The sequence below is a fragment of the Gammaproteobacteria bacterium genome, from assembly GCA_024235095.1.
Taxonomy (GTDB): Bacteria; Pseudomonadota; Gammaproteobacteria; order Competibacterales; family Competibacteraceae; genus UBA2383.
The window spans coordinates 233834-253530 of record JACKNC010000002.1 but is presented as its reverse complement, the minus strand read 5'-3'; the positions used below and the strand labels follow the sequence as shown (position 1 = coordinate 253530).

The following is a 19697-nucleotide window of genomic DNA, read 5'->3' as shown; positions in this document are numbered from 1 at the left end:
ATTACAGCTGAATCGGCTTGTTACGGGCTGGCGCCCTAACCAGCCCTACCCTTCTGAATCATAAAATCTATTGAGAAACGGTATTAAATCTCAACCAGCGTACCCAGTTCAACCACGCGGTTGGTGGGAATGCGGAAGAAGTCGGTCGCGCTTTGCGCATTACGCAGCATCCAGATGAAAAACAATTCGCGCCACAACATCATCGGCGGCGTCAGCTTGGGCACCACCACTTCCCGGCTGAGGAAGAACGAGGTCTTGTTGAGATCGAACGCAAGTCCCTTCTTCCCGCATATTTCCAGCGCCTTAGGAATGTCCGGCTGGTCCATGAAACCATAACGCACCAGCACCCGGTAAAAGCTGTGACCTAGATCGATGACCTCGAGCCGGTCGGCATCGGCGATATAGGGCGCTTCAGCGGTCATGACTGTGACCAGGATGTTGCGGGCATGCAGCACTTCGTTGTGCTTGATATTGTGTAACAGTGCTGAAGGCACGCCTTCCGGACGGCTGGTCAGATAAACGGCATTGCTGTTGACTCGTTGCAGCGCCGCCTTTTGGATGGACCGAATGAACTGATCAAGAGGCATAGTCAGATTGCCCATCTCCTGGAACAGCAGTTGCCGGCCCCGCCGCCAGGTGGTCAGCGTGGTGAAAGACGCCAGCGCGACAACGACGGGGAACCAGCCGCCCTGCAACAGTTTAATGGCGTTTGCGGAGAAAAAGGCAAAATCGATCAGCAACAGCGCGCCGAGCAGGGGCGCGGCCAGCCACGGATTCCAACGCCAGGCGAGAAACACGACAAACGCAACCAAAATGGTGTCGATCATCATCGTACCAGTCACGGCGATGCCATAGGCCGCCGCTAGATTGCTGGAGGATTGAAAGCCGAACACCAGTGCCATCACAGCCAGATAGAGCGTCCAGTTGGTGAACGGGACGTAAATCTGGCCGGCCTCTTGATGGGAGGTGTGGACAATTTTCATCCGGGGCAGATAGCCCAGCTGAATGGCTTGCCGCGCTACCGAAAACGCGCCGGAGATCACCGCCTGCGAGGCGATCACTGTCGCTGCCGTGGCCAACAACACCATCGGAACCAGCGCCCAGCCGGGGGCCAGCAGGTAGAACGGATTCTGGATAGCGGCAGGATCCTTGAGCAACAGGGCGCCCTGCCCGTAGTAGTTCAGCACCAGCGCCGGCAGCACAAAGCCAAACCAGGCGACGCGAATCGGAAATTTACCGAAGTGCCCCATATCGGTGTACAGCGCTTCGCCGCCGGTCACCGCCAGCACGATCGCTCCCAGCGCGAGGAAGCTGATCCAGGGGTGCCGGACCAAAAACTCGAACGCATGGATCGGATTGAGCGCGGCAAGCACCGCTGGCGCTTCCCAGATATGGATCAGGCCCAGGATCGCCAGCACGCCGAACCAGGCGCACATGATTGGACCAAAGAAGCGCCCGACTGCGCCGGTGCCATAGCGCTGAATCCAGAACAGACCGGTCAGAATCAGCGCGGTGACCGGCAGCACATACTCCTTGAATTGCGGCGCGACCACCTCCAGCCCCTCGACGGCGCTGAGCACGGAAATGGCTGGCGTGATCATGCTGTCGCCATAGAACAGCGCGGCGGCGAAGATGCCGAGCATGGTGACAAACCAGGTCGCGCGCGAGTTCTTCGTCAACTCCGTGACGCGGGCCAGCAGGGCTAGGCTGCCGCCTTCGCCGTGGTTATCGGCGCGCATGATGATGGCCACATACTTCAGCGTAACCAGGGCCATAATGGTCCAAAAGATCAGTGACAACACGCCCAGAACGCTGGCCGGTTCCACCGCAATCGGGTGATGCCCGGCGAAGGTTTCCTTCAAGGCATAGAGGGGACTGGTGCCGATGTCCCCGAAGACGACCCCAATGGCGCCGACCACCAACGCCGACGCACGGCTTTTGTGTTCACTTGCGGACATCGCGCTATCTCCAGGCTTGTTGTTCTTCAAATCCCGGCCTGTTCCGCGGCCATCGCCGGAACAGATAATGATGCAGCGCATCATAAGCAGCGGTGGTAGTTAAAGCAATCCGTCCGAGTACATGCTCATTCTCTGCGGGTAAGCCTCTAGCTTATGCTTCTAAAGGCTATCAAAAATTTTATGCTGTAATGCATTGATTTAATTGTGTAATTAACGAAACCTAGAATGTCCCCTTGACCGGGGTTCCCGCCAGTGCGCGGTTCAAGGGGTATCGACCGTATGTGGTCCAGGAGATCGCAGCATTGATTCCACAATCAGTATCGAAGAACCTCTTTGGCTCTTCGAGAGTTTCTGTGGAATGTGGGCCTTTGGGCCAAGATCAGTACGCCAAGCCGTGGCTTGCCTTTGCAAGATCAAAGGGTTGGATCCGCGAACCGCTCCCGAATTGGCCGACTCCACAAGAATCCTCGAAGAGCCAATAAATTTTAGCCTTTTTGATGAATTTTTTAAAATTTATAACAATAAAATAAACAACTTATTTTTATTACAGCCTCTCAGAATCCCAGTTTGAGCATGAAGTCCAGGAATTCCTGCGAATACAGGAAGAAGGTCATCACGCCATTACGAGGATCACCTTGGGCCAGGCGATCCAGCCAGAACGCCAGTCCCTCCTCATCCGGCTCGCGCTGGAAGAAGGTCAGATACAAGTTGGTAATGAACTGACGATCGGTCGTGTTCCGAGCAACGTATTCCGAGCTGTTGAAGAAAAAGTCCGCCATCCGTCGAAAAACATCCTTGACATCCTCGCCCCGGGCCTCTGTATCAGCTATCAGTGCCTGCCAGAACGCCAGTCCGTCCGGTTCCGGTTCCCGTTCGAGAATGGAGACGTAGTAGTGGGTGATCAGTGTAGTGGCGGCGGCGGCGAAATCGGCGACGGCGATAAGGGTGATTGAGGACGCAGGGAAAGTAGTCGTGAATCCCGCTCCACTCACCACTTGATCGGCTTCCCGAACGATGGCGTTCAGGTTGGCGACGCTATAGCGGTAGACCTTCCCGGTCGCGGCGGCAGCGTTGAATCCGGATAACGTGATCGTGCTGATCAGCGCGTCCTTCGTCTTGTTGATGATCATCAGCGTCAACGTCGGACCCTGTTCGGCGGCGTAGATCGCCAGTTGATCCTGGTTGGTGCTGGCCGCATGCACACTGACATTGCCAAACATGCCGCCGACGCCATCGTAGTTGCGGTACATCCGAAACGCCATAGCGCCGGGCTGGGAGGACTCTGGCGGACCCCACAAGGTAGCCAGGTCAACCCTTTCACGGCCAAAGATTCCCAGAATGTCTGCTTGCGCCAAGGCGCCGTTCAGGAAGCCTGGCGCTCCCCAGTTGTACTCGCTGATGGCGAGCTGGGTACCCGGATAATAGTTGGCGACCCATTCGCGCAAGCGGGGAATCAGGTAGACCGGTTGGCCGATCCAGCTCTCATCCGTGTAAGTGGGATCCCACAACGACCGCGTGGAGCGCAGACGAAGGGCCTGGGTGTTGCCATCACCCGCGCTCGTACTGTAAACCCCATTGGCCTGTGGATAAAAATGCACATCAAGGTAATCCAGAATCCGCACCCCCTGTTGCTGCTCATAGGCGCGCATTTGTTGTAGATACCACTCCAGGAAGGGGGTATCGCCATGCGCCAACCGATCGCTGTTGTTCGATACCCCATCCAAGGCCGACCAGAAGTACGCCATCCAGCCCCACACAACCGGACCGAGCGTTTTAGCTCCGGGGTCTGTCGCCTTGATCGCCGCCGCATAAGTACGGGTAAGATTCCAGATTTCGTCATAGGAGACCGGCTGTGGATGCACATCGCGGTGCGCGGTGTTCCACAGCATCGGTTCGTTATCCAGGTTATAGAACAACACCCCGCCTTGGTCGGCGGTTCCATAACGGTCGATCAGGTGCTGAACCCACTCGGTGACAAAATCGGGGGTGACTTCGCTACTGGTGTCGTGGGAATCATTGCCGGTTATCGGTACACCGTTAGTACCAATGCCATTACCACATTTGGAATCCCATGGATCGGTACTCTGCTGGGCGCCGTACTTGTCAGTGCTGAAACCGCAATCATACGGATGATCTTCCAGCCTTCGTTTGGGCGTCCAGCCAATAAGCGGCGCCGTCATCAGCGTTTTGCTTTGCGTTCGGCGGTCTTGTTCGATAAAACGATCGGCTGCCGACCCATTGGGTAGAGCACCGGGGTTGGAATTGTCCTCTCTGATATTTTCGAAATACCAGTCGCTACCGGTATTGTGCGTGTCGTTCTGCCAATTATAGCGGGTAGCCGAATTGCCGCCCCAGCGCCGCACCGGCAGGCGCAATTCAGCCGCCAGCGCCTCAAGCGATCCATCGGTAAAACTCACCCCATAATTCATCCCATAAATATACGGGCTGATGGAATGCCGATCAGTGCTGACATCCACACTCAACTCGGGGCCGCTCATGGGAAGTGGTGGCAGCGTACCCGAGGCAACGAACGCGATGTCATCCAGATAAAACGTAGGCTGGGCGTGGTCGCTGTTGTTGAACCAGGTGATGGACCAAACCTTGTTGCCGAGTTCTGTTACTGGCACGTCCACTTGGGTCCAGGTGTTGGCCTGCAACGCGATCTGGCCATACTGCATACAGGTTTGGGGGGCAATGCACACCATGATATCGACAGGCTGACCGCCGCTGGTCCCGCCATGCGCCCAGAACCGCAGCGTGTCAAGGCCGATAATGTCGATGGATGCGGTTTGACCTAATAGCAGTCCGCTCCAACCTGAGGTATAGGTGACCGCAATCGAAGCGTTGCCACTATGTGTGGGGGTTGGATTCGTGAAGTTGCGAGTGAACTCTCCCCACGACCAGTCTTCCCAACCTGACGCCAGACTATCCGTGTAAACGGGCGCCGCTGCCCGCCCGGTGGCAGGCAGGATGGAAAGAGCAGCCATGAAGATCAGGCTGATGAGCCAAAACGATGGGGCTTTATTACTGAAGGCCATAGCGATTACTCTTGGTTATATCGATTGAGCCGAAAAAAGCCGCATCACCTCGCGCGACTGTGACGACGGTCGCCTTTGGCAGTCTGGCTGTTCTGGATCGTTCAGGATCTGCAACTTTCTGTCCATACCTCACGACAGGTTTATACTTAGCGCCTTAACGAAATGATCTTTTCAGATTGGTTCTTCGAGGGTTTTTGTGGAGCTAGGCGGATTGGGAAGAGGCTGCCTCACCAATCTATTAATCTGGAAAGCGGTATGGTCAATTTCAGCGAGCTTGGGGACTGAACCGCCCAGATAAGCCGAATTCCAAAAGAACCCTCGAAGAACCTCTTAAAAGAAGAATTAAATCCGGAAATAGATTGATTTGAATCCACAGAAGCCTCAGTTGATCTCGGCTATCAAGGCATACAAAAAGATTATTCGTCGGCTCAACATATCCACATTCCTCATAAAAAACCACGAAAATAGAAAAAGAATCCGGATTCTTGATTAACACGCCGACAAAAGCGAGAAAATCGTCAAATCGGCCGGGTTCGTGTTCTTGTCGAGCATGCGATCGGCGGGATGAAAGCTTTTCGCATACTGACAATCTGTTTGAGAAACCATCTGACACAATTAGCCGATGACTTTATTTTTGCCGTTGCTAGTCTCTGGAACCTCAAAAATTCATTTATTGTTGAATGAGTTAGATCATGCTTATTGATGAACAAGTCTATTCATTAAAAAATCTCCTTCTCTTCCAGCATCTGGATTGAGGTCTATGTTTCTTGAAGCCATGCCGAAGCCGCAATAGCATCAGGATGGGTTCAACCAGCGAGCGCAACGCGCGGATCCACGTACTCATAGCCGAGTTCGTCGGCAACCGCCTTATAGGTAACCTTGCCCTGACAGACATTGAGACCTTCCAGGAAATTGGGATTATCCAGCAACGCCTTTTTATAGCCCTTGTCAGCCAGCGCCAAGGCGTAGGGCAGGGTGACGTTGTTGAGGGCGTAAGTCGATGTGTTGGGCACCGCTCCTGGCATGTTGGCGACGCAGTAATGCACGACTCCGTCGACCACATAGGTCGGCTCGGCATGAGTGGTAGGATGTGAAGTTTCGAAGCACCCTCCCTGATCGATAGCAACGTCCACCAACACCGTACCGGGTTTCATCCGCCGCACCAGATCGCGAGTCACTAGTTTGGGCGCTTCCGCGCCAGCGACCAGAACGCCGCCGACGACCAAATCGGCTTGCAGCACATACTCTTCCAGCGCCGCCTGGGTGGAATATACGGTTTTGAGCGCCGCGCCGAAGCGGCGCGCCAAGCGCGCCAGCACGCCGACATTTCGGTCGAGGACAGTCACATCAGCGGCCATGCCCAGCGCCATGTAGATGGCGTTTTCACCGACCACGCCGCCGCCGATGACCACCACCTTGGCCGGCGCCACGCCAGGGACACCGCCCAGCAGGATGCCGCGCCCACCCTTGGCCCGTTCCAGCGCCACCGCGCCGGCCTGAATTGACAGCCGACCCGCGACCTGAGACATCGGCGCCAGCAGCGGCAGTCCGCCTTGGCCATCGGTCACGGTTTCGTAAGCGATGCAGATTGCGCCGCTGTTGACCAGATCGCGCGTCTGATCCGGATCGGGGGCGAGATGCAGATAGGTGAATAGGATCTGGCCGGGACGCAACATCTGGCGCTCGACTGCTTGTGGTTCCTTGACCTTCACGATCATGTCGGCTTTGGCAAAGATATCCGAAGCCGTGGGCGCGATGTCAGCGCCTGCGGCTTGATAGTCATCGTCTGAACTGCCGATGCCGATCCCGGCGTTGGTTTCCACCAGCACGCGGTGACTGTGGGAAACAAACTCGCGCACGCTGTCCGGGGTCAGGCCGACGCGGTATTCATGGACTTTGATTTCTTTGGGTACGCCGATCAACATGGTTTGAGCCTCCTCAATGGGATCGCTAACAAGCGCCGATCTTCAAAAGAATAGGCTATTTCCTGTTGAGTGATCCTGGCCATTGTTTCGACGTACTGGATTTAGTTATCGGGTCACCTGCTTGCGTTCTAGCTTTAAGATGATAGCAAGATCGGTAGACTGGGCTTTAACCCTGCCTGCGCGCGCGACAAGCCAAGTCCCTGCTATTGCAGCCTTCATTGATCTGCAAAGCGACAAGGCTAATCTCTACTGCGAGGTCCGGCTGAACCTGGCGTGGATCAGCCGATTTCATCAGACTACTTCGTCCCTTTCACCACGAAGTCGTCGAATTCAGCGGCATTTTCAATACCTCCACCAGAATTAGCGGATACACCTATTCTGCCGTTCTTCTGCAGGAGTGTATGTGTGCCTGCCTCTGTCCAGTCTTTACCGTCAACGCTAACTCGTGCGATAAATTTGACGCCAGATCGCTCAATTTGCAGGTACCAAGTTTCAGAATTATTGGCCAACTCCTTGAGTTCACGATCTCCAATCTTTGCACTGAATTCTCCGAATCTAATTGAGTTCGCCTGCCCATTGACCACTTTTGTGAAGGTAGGCCGACGACCTATCGCACAACAGTAACCTTGTAGCCCAAAGGAGAGCAGATTCTTTTCATCAACCCAGTAAAGCAACCCTGCCCAGTTTTTCTCTGTTATTTGCGTATCCATTTTGACGGTAACCACAAAGTTTCCCGAAAAGGGCTGCTGCACCAATGCAAGATTGCTGGTTTCATTGGAGCCTACAATTAAAAGCTTGCCATCGGAGAGAGTGAGTCGGTTGGAGTCGAGATTCAAAACCTCCCACATTTCGCCCAGCTCATCCCGGTCGAAATGATCCTCAAACAGCACTTCGGCAGCGGGCTTGGAAGGGGGCGGCGCAGTCTGCGCGACCTCTACCGGCGGCGGGGGCGCCACCACTTCCTTCCGCACTTCCGCCAAGGCAACCGTTAATTGCTCGGCATTGGCGGCGGCGAAATATTTGCCCTTGCCTTCCTCAGCAATGCAGTTGAGCTGTTGCGTCTCATCGGGCGTGACATCGAAGCCCACCACATGGATACGCAGGTTAGCTCCTGTCTTGGTCACCGCCTGCGCCGCCTTACACGGATCGCCCTCGCAGGTTTCCTTGCCGTCGCTGACCACCACCACCGAGGCGCTGCCCTCCGTCTGTTGAAGCTGTAAAGCCGCCAATTCGATCGCTCCGGTCAAAGGCGTTTTTCCTTTCGGGCTGACATTGTGCAAAGCCTGAACGATGGTGGCGCGATCGCTACCGATGGGTGCTAACAGGGCAATATCGTTGCAGTCATCCTTGCGGTTGTGCCCATACACCATCAACCCGGCGTTCACGTCGGATGGAAGCTTATGGAGCATGTCCGTCATTACCGTTTTGGCGATGTCGATTTTTGGCTGATCGCCGACCTTGGCCCACATGCTGCCCGAGCCGTCCAGCACGAACAGGACTGTGGGCGCGTTGGCGCGGACGCTGCCTGATCCACAAAGAGCCAGCATCAGACCGGCGATTAGGATGCGTTTCTTCATTGGACTAGCCTCATGAGCGAGATGATGGAATGGTGAAAGAAGCTGGGATTTTGGACAAACTAGTAAGCGAATAGCCGCTGTCGCATGGGTAGTTTCAGGGGAGTGTGATTCAAAGAACCCAGTTGGGCTATACCACGATCAACACTACCTTCCGGGCACCTCGAAAAACCTCGATTTCTTGGCGAGTTGACGGTGCAGCTATTTGGTTTAGAAAAGACCAATTTTTCAGAACTATCGTACAAAACCGTCCAAACTAGTCAGAAAGTGCTGCATAAAGCTGATTGACTAAATTATTTCTGTCCTGACTGAGGCGTTGTGCATCTTGTATAGAAGGGGCAATCTTGATCTGTGACTCGCACCATTCGATTTCCTTTAGATAGGCGCGATATAATTCAACTTCCTGTAGAGCGAAGGTCAATTGAAGGGACATTTTAAAAAATCTTCTTGTCAACATTGCACCAGGAGCTAAAAATCTCTCATTCTCCTCACCATCCGGTTTGTTTTCTTCCTGGCTAGTGATTTCCATATCTACATACTCTACAGATGGAACAGTTGGCATATAGCCAAGCCCACCGCCTTGATAATGCTCCTGATTAGTTACCGATATACGCACCGTAGCATAAGCTGGTTTTCCATCTACCAAGAGTTTTAGAGCAGTTTGTTTTTCACCTTTGATAGCGACTTCGATTTTTGGACGCAAGGCTTCTAGTTTCTTCTTGAAATCTTCTTCTTGCTGCTTTTCTATGACTTTTCCAAGTAACCATGCTAATAAGAGATTGATAATAGCAACGATAAATGTACCTCCAGCAATCTTCAATCCTGGACCAATTTTTCCAGTAAATCTAAGAGCGCCAACAGGAGTTTTCGGCGTTGCCACTGCATGGATAGGAATGAATGATGCTCTTAGCTTAACCTGAACCGATGATGGTTGCCCATTTTTATTATATAAAATACACATCTGCTTGCCGCCACTTCGATATTCGTATCCAATAACAGCGTCATAATCATTCAGATTAATTTTATTCGCGTCCAAAAAATTTTTAAAATGTTTACTGTACTGACTGGCGTTCCCCGCTTGTAGTTCAGATTCAATGGATGACCATTTACCTGAGCTATCGGTAGGCGGCTTCATAAAACTAATATGTTTTTTCCACCGCATATCTTTTGTTAAGTCGAGAACGCGTATTTGGGTTGTGTCTACCTTCACCATATATACACGACGATCGTCTGGACTGCTGGCGCGCTCCTGAGCATATTGCTTTGCAACATCGAGCTTGTCGGTCAGATACATTCCATCGCCGATGTCATTATCAACACCGCCTGCCTTCGCAGGCTTTATACTAAGCCCTTCTCCACGAAACCAATTTTCAGCCATTGTATTACCTCAAAGCTAGTAGCACTACTGAACAACCGGCTTTAGAAATTAGAAGGATAAAACGGAAATGAAACACCCGTTGGAACGGTCAAGCACTGCTGCAATCCTCGTGACCTCTAAAGCGGCAAACGCACCAAATGGGTCCAAGCGCCGGACGGTTTCCCGAGTTCAAACCGGCCCTTCGCCACGACGCCAAGATCGGTGTCCGCCGCTTCGATGATGGTTCCATTGGCCGCAACCCAGGCGATGTGATGGTCGGCTTTCACCAGAATATCGCCATCCATTAATATCTCGGGCTTACGTCCCACGCTTAGGTCGTAAACCTTCGAGCCCGTCATGGGTTGGTTGGGCGTGCGCCACTGGGCGATTTCAAGTTGGAGAGCTTTCTTGCCCGTCGCTTGGTGACAGACAGTAGTTGATAAACCCGATACAGTCGAAATGGCGAATGCCCTGGCAAGATTGTGCCCATATCAGCTTGCCGCCGATATCGCCACCGGGTGCTGGCCCGTAAACACGGCGAGGGGTAAAGTGTCCGTAGTAATTGGTCCAGGCCGCCGGATGCTTGCCTTTGAGGGAAGTTCAGATAATTATTGAGATCCCAGTCAGAGGGTGAAGCGGGTCTACCCTTGAAACTTCCCTTGAAACCTTGATAGTTGCCGCCGCAAATGCAGTATCTTTCGATGTGTCGTTTTTCATCTTTGATGAAAGTGTGGGCAGCTAAAACCGCCAAATCCTTTTTTTTATCCGCCTGCTTGATGGGATCAAGGCGTTTGGAGTCAGCAACCAATTGAACACCGCCAGGTCGACAGGAAGCGCCATCGTTATGACCCGGCGTCGCGCCATAGGCACCGTTGATATAATGGCATCCAACCAGTCCAAGCGCGATTTGGACGATGCGCCCGCCGAGCGTAGGTTTTTTTGGCCTGATCGAATCATCCCGCTTGGCGTGGGTCGTCTCGACCGTGCGCGGTTCGCGGTGACGATGGAAAGTTTCCATATTTCTCTCCTAAGCCCGAGTGTCTATTATCGACCACCAATAACATACGGCATTAACAAAATGAGGCGATACACGAACAGCATCCTACACGTGTCGTTTGGATAAACCATATTAATACCATAAAAAACCATTTTGTCAATCTGACTGTAAAGAGTATAGAGATAGACCCGTGCGCGCCTTCGTGCTTGGCAACTACATAAACGCCAACTTCTTATACGTGGATCGCCTGCCGCTAGCTGGCGAATCCCTGGTGGCTACACGCATCTTCCAGGAACACGGTGGCAAAGGGTTGAACCTGGCCGTAGGACTGCACCGTTTGGGCGTTACCGTGGACTTGCTGATGGCAGTGGGAAAGGATGAAGCGGGCGCGGCGGTCAAGCACCGACTCGCTGAGGAAGGGATGGATACTACGTGGGTTTTAACTTTGAGATCGCATTCCGGTTATGGCGTCGGTTTCATTGCCCCGGACGGTTGCAACTTTCTGGCAGCTCATCTTGGCGCGAACGCCTTGCTGACCGCCGAGCATGTCGAGCAGGCGCGCGAGGTCTTCGTTCATGCGGATTGGGTCGTGGCGCAGTTTGAAATTCCCGATTCGGCCATCCTGCACGCTTTTCGTCAAGCCCGCCGGCTCGGCAAGCACACCTACCTGAATCCCTCACCATGGCGTCAAATCGACAACGAGTTACTGGCGCTGACTGATGTGCTGGTGGTCAACGCCAGCGAAGCGGCGCTGATGTTCGATCAAACGGATCTGGAGAAGCTGACACCGAAAGACTGGTCTGAGCGACTGTCCACCCTGGCCCGACAAATGAGCTGGCAGGGTCGGTTGCTGGTCGTTACCTTGGCTGATGCGGGTTGCGTCGCTCTCGATGAGGCGGGTACGGTCATAAGCCAACCCGCTTACCCCATCCAGCAGATCGACGCCGCCGGTGCTGGCGATGCTTTTGGTGCTGGATTGGTATGGTCGCTGATGCGGGATTTACCTCTGATCGAAGCCTTGCGCATCGGCAATGCTTGCGGCGCGCTTATCGCCGCCCGCGAGGGCATCCTGGACGGCCTGCCCCGGCGTACCGCAGTGAAGACTTTCATGACAGCGGCTGTTCCAGATTGAGCGTGAGGCGGTAAGCATAGGCATCTCCACGAAAAGTGCCTTCGACATATTCGATCATTTGCCGGGAAGCGCTATACGTTTTGCGCTTCAGAAGCAGGCAAGGGCCGGGTTCGGCGAAATCGAACACCGCCATTTCCGTGGGGGAACTCATGACGGCCTCAATCGTTTGTTCGCCACAGGTCAAGGCGATGCCACAATGTTCATAGAGATACTGGTAGATCGAACCCACGACATTCCACTCAGCCAACGCTGGGGCGGCGCTCAGATCATACCAGGCGACTTCTCGCGATAGCGGCGTGCCATCGCCCAGCCGTACCCGCACCAGGCGCAGGAATTGCGCGGTGGTCGGGCGCTCAAACAGCGAGGACAGGGTGCGATCCGTCACAATGCCCCGCTCCATCAGGCGGGTCGACGGCTTCATGCCTAATTCCCGCATTTCCTCGGTGAACCCCTTGAGACGGCCCAGGCGCGGCGACAAACGCGGCGGCGCCTTGACCGCCACACCTGTGCGGCCATGCGTTGACAAGTAATCTTTGGCCCGCAGCTCATCGTAGGCCCGGCGCACTGTCGTGCGACTGAGTTGCAGTTTTCCGGCCAACACCCGTTCAGAGGGCAGACTCTGGCCTGCCGGAACCTCTCCCGATTCGATCAGTTGAGTCAGCTTCTGCGCTACCTGCAGGTAGCTGGGTTCAGCTATTTCACGGTCGGGGACTAAATGTTCGATCAGTTGCTCTGACTTCATAGCGATCCTGGATTAAGGAAACGTGATACTCGACTACCAAGTTATTACTCAGTTCTTGTAGCTGGCAGTAGACGCTGGCTGACCCTTGCCGGTAAGGTTTGGAGTTGTCGACGTCGGGGATGTTCCTGCATCATTTTCAGATGCGTCTGCCCAACGACGGAAATCCCACTGGCGCACCTCACTGATCGTACTATTTAATTCTGTCATCTCCACAATTCCTCCTCATTTCATCCGTATTTTTTCCATGTTGCTCCAGTAAGTTGGCGCATGAGGTCGAGCGATCCAGTGATCGATCATTCACCGTACTATCCGAGTACGGCGGCTGGCCTACATCGTTTAGCGCAAATCACGGATTTACGGGAGAACAATCTATGAAACAAGCATCGACGGTCCAACTCCTGATTGCAGGTCTTTTGGCCAGCGCCATCATTATGCCGCTCGCTTACAGCGATCAACGCGCGCCCGCACCTCCTCCAAACCCAGCCGCTGAGCCGCCACATCAGGGTATCGAGATTGATCGTAGTCTCCTGATCACCGATCTTGGCGTGGTGGAAGACCCGGTGCGAACGGATCCCACCACCGACATTCCCGGTGTCTGGACCTTCCGTCATTTGATCGAGCAGATGGCCGGTGAACAGGATCCTGCCGAATTTGCGCTGCGCTGGCTCGAAAACTGGGAGCAGAAACAGGTGATTAATGGAAGTCGGGTGCCGGCCCGCCCGAATATCTGCCCGCTGGTTATTGAACCCTGGTTGCAGGCCAGCGGCGGCCAGCGGCTGGATTTACGCAAGGCGCCCTTTAAGCTTCTGGCGATCGTGAGTCGCATTGATCTGCGCGAGCATGACCAACGTCAGGCAAAGAACGCCGGTGAAGGTCGTTTTATCTTCGGCGTATTGGATAAGAATGGTTTACCGTTGCCGCCAGCAGCCGGCACCGCACCAGGGGGATTCACGGTCATCTTCGAGTACAAGCTGCCCGCCGAGACCATGGACGAACTGCGATATTGGGCGGAAGACTGGTCGGATCTAAGTCGGTTCACGCCTGGCAGTCAGGGTTACAATGCGGCGCTGGAGGCCCTTACTCGCCGATTTACCGACAAAAATATGGCTCCGGACAAGCCTAATGGTTCCGCCCTCGCCCAGATCCGCACCAATGAAGTGGCGTTGGGTTTGCCTTGGGAGTTAAGAGAGTTTGTCATCGATTTTGCCACCGGTCGGTTGCGTCTCCAACCGGTAGCGCTGACGCCCGATACCTATGCGCTCAACGGTACCGAAACTTTGGCGGCGCTGATCAATGCCAATGAACGCCGGTTGCTGAACGATACCTTCGAACTGGACCCCCAATGGTTCGGTAGCGTATCTGCCGCTGGCCCGTTCCAGTTGGTGGAGTTTCCCGATGTGGATAACCGCAGCTTCACCGTCACTCCTTTGATTGGACCCTTTAACAATATTCCCTGGAGCGCCGCCGGCATCATCAATAACGATGCCCGTCACCTCTTTGCTCTCAACACGTGCAGCGGCTGCCATCGGGACGAGACCGGCACGGGCTTCCTGCATGTCGGGTTCCCCGAGCAACACGCTTTGCCGAACTCCCTTGGGGAACCGGCGGCGTTATCCGGTTTTCTGACCGGTACTGAAGTGCTGGATCCGGTAGATGGCGTTACACCCCGGAAATTTGCCGACCTGGAGCGACGGCGGCAGGATCTGGAAAGTCTGCTTGCCAGCTTCGCACAGGATCCCGCGGGTCCGAATGATCGGCACAAACCTACATTTGTACATTAAGGCGTAGAACCTCTCAAGATATGGGGTGCCGATGCGTTTAAAAATTGCTCATCAACTTTTTCTGACCTTATTGCTCAGTACGGGAAGCGCATTGGCGGTCATGGCTCTGCTCGCTCAGTGGAGCATTGGCCATGGCTTTTTAAACTATATTAATCAGATGGAAAGTGAACATCTGGATGCTCTGGCCATACGTTTGCAAAATGAATATGCTTATCGGAGGCAGTGGGCCTGGTTGCGGGATCACCCTCGGATGTGGCAGTGGTTGTTGCAGCAGGACGCGCCTGTTTATGGCCAGCCATCGCCACTGCCGCGACCGCCGCCACCGCGACCGCCGTTACCGCCGCGACCGTTCCTACCGCCGCCGCCGCCACCGCCACCACCACCACTGCCCCCAGATCCCTTATCGTTTGGGCCTCGTTTAGCGCTACTTAACGCTGATGGGCAACTGGTGATTGGTCAAATTGATAGCTCTGATCGTTCATTGATTCGTAAGTCACTGATTGTAAAAAATCAGATCGTTGGCTGGCTAACATTGATGCCGCTGAGACAAATCACCAATACACGGGAGTTGGGTTTCATCCGTCAGCAGTCGCACACATTTCTATTAATTGCAGTAGCTCTGCTCGCTGGCGCGGCATTGCTAGCTTTGTTATTGGCGCAACGATTAACGCGACCACTGCGTGAATTGACTGGCTTGGTCAAAAATCTGGCTTCAGGCGATTATCAGACACATGTCTACATCAATGGTCAGGATGAAATTGCCGAACTCGGTCGGGACATTAACACTCTAGCCCGCACCTTGGCAGACAATCAGCAAGCGCGACAGCGCTGGATCGCAGATATTTCCCATGAACTACGCACCCCACTGACTGTGGTGCGTGGCGAACTGGAAGCCCTGGAGGATGGCATTCGTCCGTTTGACCGGTCGGGGTTGCAGTCGTTACAGAATGAAATCGACCGATTGAGTAAGCTGATTGAGGATTTGCACGAGCTATCCCTTGCTGATCTGGGCGCGCTAAGTTACCAGTGGCGTCTGCTGGATCTACAGGAAATTCTGACGCAGGTAGCCGATACTTTTGTCATTCGCGCACAACGGCATGGCTTAACGCTTGCCTTGGCGCAACAAGCTTTGCCGGAGTTGCCGGTGCATGGCGATCGCCAACGTCTGTTGCAACTTTTTTCCAATCTGCTCGAAAATTCAGTGCGCTATACTGATGCAGGAGGGCGGATTGAAGTGACTGTCCACGTCGCTGATCAGGTTATCCGCGTCTTCATCGACGATTCTCCACCCGGTGTGGCGCTGGAGGAATGTCCTCGTCTGTTCGAACGCTTATACCGGGTCGATGCCTCCCGGAGTCGGACGCGCGGCGGCAGTGGTCTCGGACTGGCGATTTGTCAGAGCATTGTAACTGCCCATGAAGGAGCTATTACGGCGCAACCGTCGCCCTTGGGCGGATTGCGGATCAGCGTCTCGCTGCCACGCTACTTTATGAACTGATGCCTTATGCCCGCTAAAGAAATCTTGATCGTCGAAGACGAACCCAAGATCGCGCAATTGCTAAGCGACTACCTGCAAGCGGCAAGCTTCCAAACTCGTTGGCTGGATCATGGTGATCGTGTGATCGATTCGATCCAGCACGCGACGCCCGATTTGTTGCTGCTGGATCTGATGCTGCCCGGCAAGGACGGCCTGACGATTTGCCAGGAATTAAGGAGGTTCAGCGACTTGCCCGTGATTATGGTTACCGCTCGGGTTGAAGAAATTGACCGTTTGCTGGGTTTAGAGCTGGGCGCTGATGATTACATCTGCAAACCCTTCAGTCCCCGCGAGGTTGTGGCGCGCGTCAAGGTCATTTTTCGGCGGCTTGATTGCCTCATCAATCAAGCCTCTCCGAAAACCGGCTTTACTGTCGATGAAGAGCGAATGCAAATACGCTGCGCTGGCCAACCGCTGGATTTGACTCCCAACGAGTACCGGTTGCTGGCTATTTTACTGAAACGACCGGGCCGGGTGTATTCGCGCGACGCCCTGCTGGATCAGTTATACGATACCGACCATGATGTTAGCGACCGCTCTATTGATAGTCACATCAAAAACCTGCGCAAGAAACTGGCGGCCATTAAACCGGATCAAACCCTCATCCATTCCATCTACGGCGTCGGTTACAAGTTGGAAGTGGAGTAATGTCAAGTTCAGTATTCAATCTTGGCGTAAATCTCCCGCAACGGAATTTCACATTGAATCGAAACTAGGCAAAGCATATCGTCCAAATGATCCATCTCCGTCAACACCCACTGTTTATCTTGCCGAATATAGTGTTCAATCCTCACCTTGTCCTGAGCGATTAAGACATACTCCATCAGCGATGGTAACCGGCGATAGTGGGCGAATTTATCACCCCGGTCATACGCTTCGGTGCTTGGCGACAAAATTTCGATAATGACCGATGGATTTAGCAAGGTGTCCATGTGCGCATCCTCGAAATCCGGTTCATCACACAGCGCAGCCACATCGGGATAGGTATACAAGCCGGTAGCGCTGACTTTAACCCGTAAATCGTTGAGATACGCTAGACACGGACGATTCTTCAATTGACTATGCAATTCTCCAGCGAGGTTGAACGCAATTTGATTATGTTCCTTGCTTGCGCCAGCCATTGCAAAGATGCCGCCACTCACATACTCGCTTTTGTAGTTGGCCTGACGCTCCAGAATCAAGTATTGCTCAGGCGTACAAGAGGATTGCGCGAGTGCGGACATGACAGCCTTCTCCAGATGACTGAGCAACGCTCAGAAAAGCCCTATTTTGACGTAATGCATTGGCTAACGTTAAGGCCGGCGCGACCGACGACCAGAGCCGCAGGGACTGCCTTGAGTAAACGCCCGCGCTGGTCGTCGATCAGTGATCGTGGGCTTGGACGGTTTCGACGCAGGCTGGCTGGGCTTTGTCTCCTCGCTGTGCGGAGGTAAACCTGTGTGCTGTGTCAAAAAACGCTGCGGTCGATGTTTGCGACCGGTGCGCGTGCCTTCCCCACCGCCAGCACCCGTACCCACCGGTTGCCAACTGGGGATCAGATGCCGCTGACCGTTGCCGATCAAATCGGCGCGGCCCATGCGCTTGAGCGCCTCGCGCAGCAACGGCCAGTTTTCCGCGTCATGGTAGCGTAGAAACGCCTTGTGCAACCGGCGCTGTTTCAATCCCCTCGCCGAAACCACCTGCTCACCCCGGTTGCGGTGAATGCCTTTCAATGGGTTCCGTCCAGTGTGATACATGGCGGTAGCTAGCGCCATGGGACTCGGCAGGAACGCTTGGACTTGATCAGCACGAAAGCCATTACGCTTCAGCCACAGCGCCAGGTTGAGCATATCTTCATCCGTAGTTCCAGGGTGAGCAGCGATAAAGTAGGGAATCAGGTATTGCTCCTTACCGGCCTCGCGCGAGAATTTCTCAAACAACGCCTTAAATTGATCATAAGCGCCCATGCCCGGTTTCATCATTTTGGACAACGGGCCAGCTTCGGTATGCTCCGGGGCGATCTTGAGATAACCGCCCACATGATGGGTGACCAGTTCCCGCACGTAAGCCGGGTCGCGCACGGCCAGGTCATAGCGCAATCCCGAAGCAATCAGCACCTTCTTCACGCCCGGCAATTCCCGGGCTTTACGGTACAACGCGGTCAACGCCGAATGATCAGTATTCAGATTCGGGCAGATTTCCGGGTAAACGCAGGAGAGCCGGCGGCAACTTTGTTCAATCGCGCTGGATTTACAGGCCAGCCGGTACATGTTGGCGGTCGGCCCGCCCAGGTCGGAGATCACGCCGGTAAAGCCCGGCGTCCGGTCTCGGATGTCCTCGATCTCGCGCAAAATGGATGCTTCCGAACGGGATTGAATAATGCGGCCTTCATGTTCGGTAATCGAGCAAAAGGTGCAGCCGCCAAAACAACCACGCATGATGTTGACTGAGAAGCGGATCATCTCATAAGCCGGGATGCGGGCGTTGCCGTAGGCCGGGTGGGGAACGCGGGCGTAGGGCAAGTCAAATACGGCGTCCATTTCCGGGGTCGTCAACGGGATCGGCGGCGGGTTGAGCCACACATCGCGGTCGCCGTGGCGCTGGATCAGGGCGCGGGCGTTGCCGGGATTGGTTTCCAGATGCAGCAACCGCGAAGCGTGAGCGTACAGCACCGGGTCATCCCGCACTTGCTCATAGGCGGGCAAACGGATCACCGTTTTAGCGCGGTCATGGCGGATGGCGCGGGGGCGGAAGGTGAGCGTACTCATCTGTACATTCCCCTCCTTGGATGAGGAGGGGTGGCGCGTAGCGCCGGGGTGGTTTGAGTATGGATCGGGATGCGGTTCCACCCGTCCCGGCTGATCCACTTCGGTGGAATCAATTTCCAGCCAACCTTCCGGCAAGTCGCCTTTGTGAATAAAGGCCGTGCCGCGAATATCATGCACAGTACATGGATGTTCACCGGCGGCGACGCGGTGGGCAATGTCGACGATGGCGCGTTCAGCGTTGCCGTACAACAGCAAATCCGCCTTGGCGTCCAGCAAGATCGACCGGCGCACTTTGTCCGACCAGTAATCGTAATGGGCGATGCGGCGCAAGCTGGCTTCGATGCCGCCAATGATGATCGGCGCTTTCGGGTAGGCTTCACGGCAACGCTGGCTATAGACGATCACCGCCCGGTCAGGGCGTTTGCCGCCTTCGTCGTTGGGCGTGTAGGCGTCGTTGTGGCGCAAGCGCCGGTCAGCGGTGTAACGGTTGACCATCGAGTCCATATTGCCGGCAGTCACGCCGAAAAACAGGTTCGGCGGCCCCAGCGCCCGGAACGATTCCGCCGAAGTCCAATCCGGCTGAGCGATGATACCCACCCGGAACCCTTGCGCCTCCAGCAGTCGACCGATAATCGCCATGCCAAAACTGGGATGATCGACGTAAGCGTCGCCGGTGACCAGGATAATGTCGCAGGAATCCCAGCCGAGTTGATCCATTTCAGCGCGTGACATCGGCAGAAAAGGCGCAACGCCAAAACGGGTGGCCCAATAGGGACGGTAGGAGAAGAGCGGGGGAGCGGTGTGCATGAGCATTCAGAAGGCGCGGGGCCGATAACCAGGGAAAGAAGTCGGAAATTATACGGGGGTGGACGGTTAGAGCAATGCGTGACTCGTCCTGTTCCCTGTCAG

The 19697-nt window shown here is 54.6% G+C and carries 15 protein-coding genes; 5 read left to right on the top strand and 10 right to left on the bottom strand.

From position 1 onward, the window contains the following. Positions 1–83: 83 nt before the first annotated feature. Entirely contained in the window at positions 84–1958 is a 1875-nt protein-coding gene (locus H6973_14260; GenBank protein MCP5126750.1) for a potassium transporter Kup, read from the bottom strand. A 554-nt stretch (positions 1959–2512) separates the two neighbouring features. Next, entirely contained in the window at positions 2513–4996 is a 2484-nt protein-coding gene (locus tag H6973_14255) for a DUF4214 domain-containing protein (GenBank protein MCP5126749.1), read from the bottom strand. A 522-nt stretch (positions 4997–5518) separates the two neighbouring features. On the opposite strand from H6973_14255, the gene H6973_14250 reads away from it, so the two are divergent. Continuing rightward, the gene (locus H6973_14250; GenBank protein ID MCP5126748.1) at positions 5519–5680 is read left to right on the top strand and encodes a hypothetical protein; all 162 of its coding nucleotides are present in this window, start codon (positions 5519–5521) and stop codon (positions 5678–5680) included. 122 nt (positions 5681–5802) lie between these two features. Here the strand turns inward: H6973_14250 and ald are convergent, their stop codons facing one another. From ald to H6973_14225, 5 genes are all read right to left on the bottom strand, one after another. Next, complete coding sequence (ald, locus tag H6973_14245; GenBank protein MCP5126747.1) at positions 5803–6921, bottom strand: alanine dehydrogenase; 1119 nt, start codon at positions 6919–6921, stop codon at positions 5803–5805. Positions 6922–7217: 296 nt separating this feature from the next. Beyond that, a complete protein-coding gene (locus H6973_14240) occupies positions 7218–8498 on the bottom strand; it encodes a VWA domain-containing protein (protein MCP5126746.1) in 1281 nt (426 codons plus the stop codon). Positions 8499–8751: 253 nt separating this feature from the next. Continuing rightward, positions 8752–9873 (bottom strand): hypothetical protein, encoded by a 1122-nt coding sequence (locus tag H6973_14235; GenBank protein ID MCP5126745.1) that lies wholly within the window; start codon positions 9871–9873, stop codon positions 8752–8754. A gap of 116 nt (positions 9874–9989) precedes the next feature. After that, the gene (locus H6973_14230; protein ID MCP5126744.1) at positions 9990–10157 is read right to left on the bottom strand and encodes a hypothetical protein; all 168 of its coding nucleotides are present in this window, start codon (positions 10155–10157) and stop codon (positions 9990–9992) included. A gap of 50 nt (positions 10158–10207) precedes the next feature. Next, positions 10208–10870: a hypothetical protein gene (locus H6973_14225; protein MCP5126743.1), complete on the bottom strand. Its 663-nt coding sequence runs from the start codon at positions 10868–10870 to the stop codon at positions 10208–10210. Between the two features lie 169 nt (positions 10871–11039). Between H6973_14225 and H6973_14220 the strand changes: the two genes are divergently transcribed. Then, a complete protein-coding gene (locus H6973_14220) occupies positions 11040–11981 on the top strand; it encodes a ribokinase (GenBank protein ID MCP5126742.1) in 942 nt (313 codons plus the stop codon). Here H6973_14220 and H6973_14215 read toward each other — a convergent pair. Then, on the bottom strand, positions 11956–12723 hold the full coding sequence (locus H6973_14215; protein ID MCP5126741.1) for a GntR family transcriptional regulator: 768 nt from the start codon (positions 12721–12723) through the stop codon (positions 11956–11958). The genes H6973_14220 and H6973_14215 overlap by 26 nt on opposite strands. A 371-nt stretch (positions 12724–13094) precedes the next feature. Between H6973_14215 and H6973_14210 the strand changes: the two genes are divergently transcribed. The 3 genes from H6973_14210 to H6973_14200 are packed head-to-tail and all read left to right on the top strand — an operon-like array spanning position 13095 to position 16689. Beyond that, positions 13095–14504: a hypothetical protein gene (locus tag H6973_14210; GenBank protein ID MCP5126740.1), complete on the top strand. Its 1410-nt coding sequence runs from the start codon at positions 13095–13097 to the stop codon at positions 14502–14504. A gap of 31 nt (positions 14505–14535) precedes the next feature. After that, on the top strand, positions 14536–16002 hold the full coding sequence (locus tag H6973_14205; GenBank protein ID MCP5126739.1) for a HAMP domain-containing protein: 1467 nt from the start codon (positions 14536–14538) through the stop codon (positions 16000–16002). Between the two features lie 6 nt (positions 16003–16008). Continuing rightward, positions 16009–16689, top strand: coding sequence for a response regulator (locus H6973_14200; GenBank protein ID MCP5126738.1), 681 nt, complete (start codon positions 16009–16011; stop codon positions 16687–16689). An 8-nt stretch (positions 16690–16697) separates the two neighbouring features. On the opposite strand, the gene H6973_14195 is transcribed toward H6973_14200, so the two are convergent. Together H6973_14195 and H6973_14190 are read right to left on the bottom strand one after the other, a co-directional pair. Then, positions 16698–17264, bottom strand: a complete 567-nt coding sequence (locus H6973_14195; protein MCP5126737.1) for a Uma2 family endonuclease — start codon at positions 17262–17264, stop codon at positions 16698–16700. Positions 17265–17333: 69 nt separating this feature from the next. Then, complete coding sequence (locus H6973_14190) at positions 17334–19595, bottom strand: YgiQ family radical SAM protein (GenBank protein ID MCP5126736.1); 2262 nt, start codon at positions 19593–19595, stop codon at positions 17334–17336. Between the last annotated feature and the right edge of the window lie 102 nt (positions 19596–19697).

What these genes read in the sequence shown, in the direction of transcription:
- H6973_14195 (MCP5126737.1), bottom strand. Translation starts at nt 17,264, where the DNA reads ATGTCCGCACTCGCGCAATCCTCTTGTACGCCTGAGCAATACTTGATT.
- H6973_14205 (MCP5126739.1), top strand. Translation starts at nt 14,536, where the DNA reads ATGCGTTTAAAAATTGCTCATCAACTTTTTCTGACCTTATTGCTCAGT.
- H6973_14210 (MCP5126740.1), top strand. Translation starts at nt 13,095, where the DNA reads ATGAAACAAGCATCGACGGTCCAACTCCTGATTGCAGGTCTTTTGGCC.
- H6973_14230 (MCP5126744.1), bottom strand. Translation starts at nt 10,157, where the DNA reads ATGGATGGCGATATTCTGGTGAAAGCCGACCATCACATCGCCTGGGTT.
- H6973_14235 (MCP5126745.1), bottom strand. Translation starts at nt 9,873, where the DNA reads ATGGCTGAAAATTGGTTTCGTGGAGAAGGGCTTAGTATAAAGCCTGCG.
- H6973_14200 (MCP5126738.1), top strand. Translation starts at nt 16,009, where the DNA reads ATGCCCGCTAAAGAAATCTTGATCGTCGAAGACGAACCCAAGATCGCG.
- H6973_14260 (MCP5126750.1), bottom strand. Translation starts at nt 1,958, where the DNA reads ATGTCCGCAAGTGAACACAAAAGCCGTGCGTCGGCGTTGGTGGTCGGC.
- H6973_14225 (MCP5126743.1), bottom strand. Translation starts at nt 10,870, where the DNA reads ATGGAAACTTTCCATCGTCACCGCGAACCGCGCACGGTCGAGACGACC.
- ald (MCP5126747.1), bottom strand. Translation starts at nt 6,921, where the DNA reads ATGTTGATCGGCGTACCCAAAGAAATCAAAGTCCATGAATACCGCGTC.
- H6973_14240 (MCP5126746.1), bottom strand. Translation starts at nt 8,498, where the DNA reads ATGAAGAAACGCATCCTAATCGCCGGTCTGATGCTGGCTCTTTGTGGA.
- H6973_14255 (MCP5126749.1), bottom strand. Translation starts at nt 4,996, where the DNA reads ATGGCCTTCAGTAATAAAGCCCCATCGTTTTGGCTCATCAGCCTGATC.
- H6973_14215 (MCP5126741.1), bottom strand. Translation starts at nt 12,723, where the DNA reads ATGAAGTCAGAGCAACTGATCGAACATTTAGTCCCCGACCGTGAAATA.
- H6973_14190 (MCP5126736.1), bottom strand. Translation starts at nt 19,595, where the DNA reads ATGCACACCGCTCCCCCGCTCTTCTCCTACCGTCCCTATTGGGCCACC.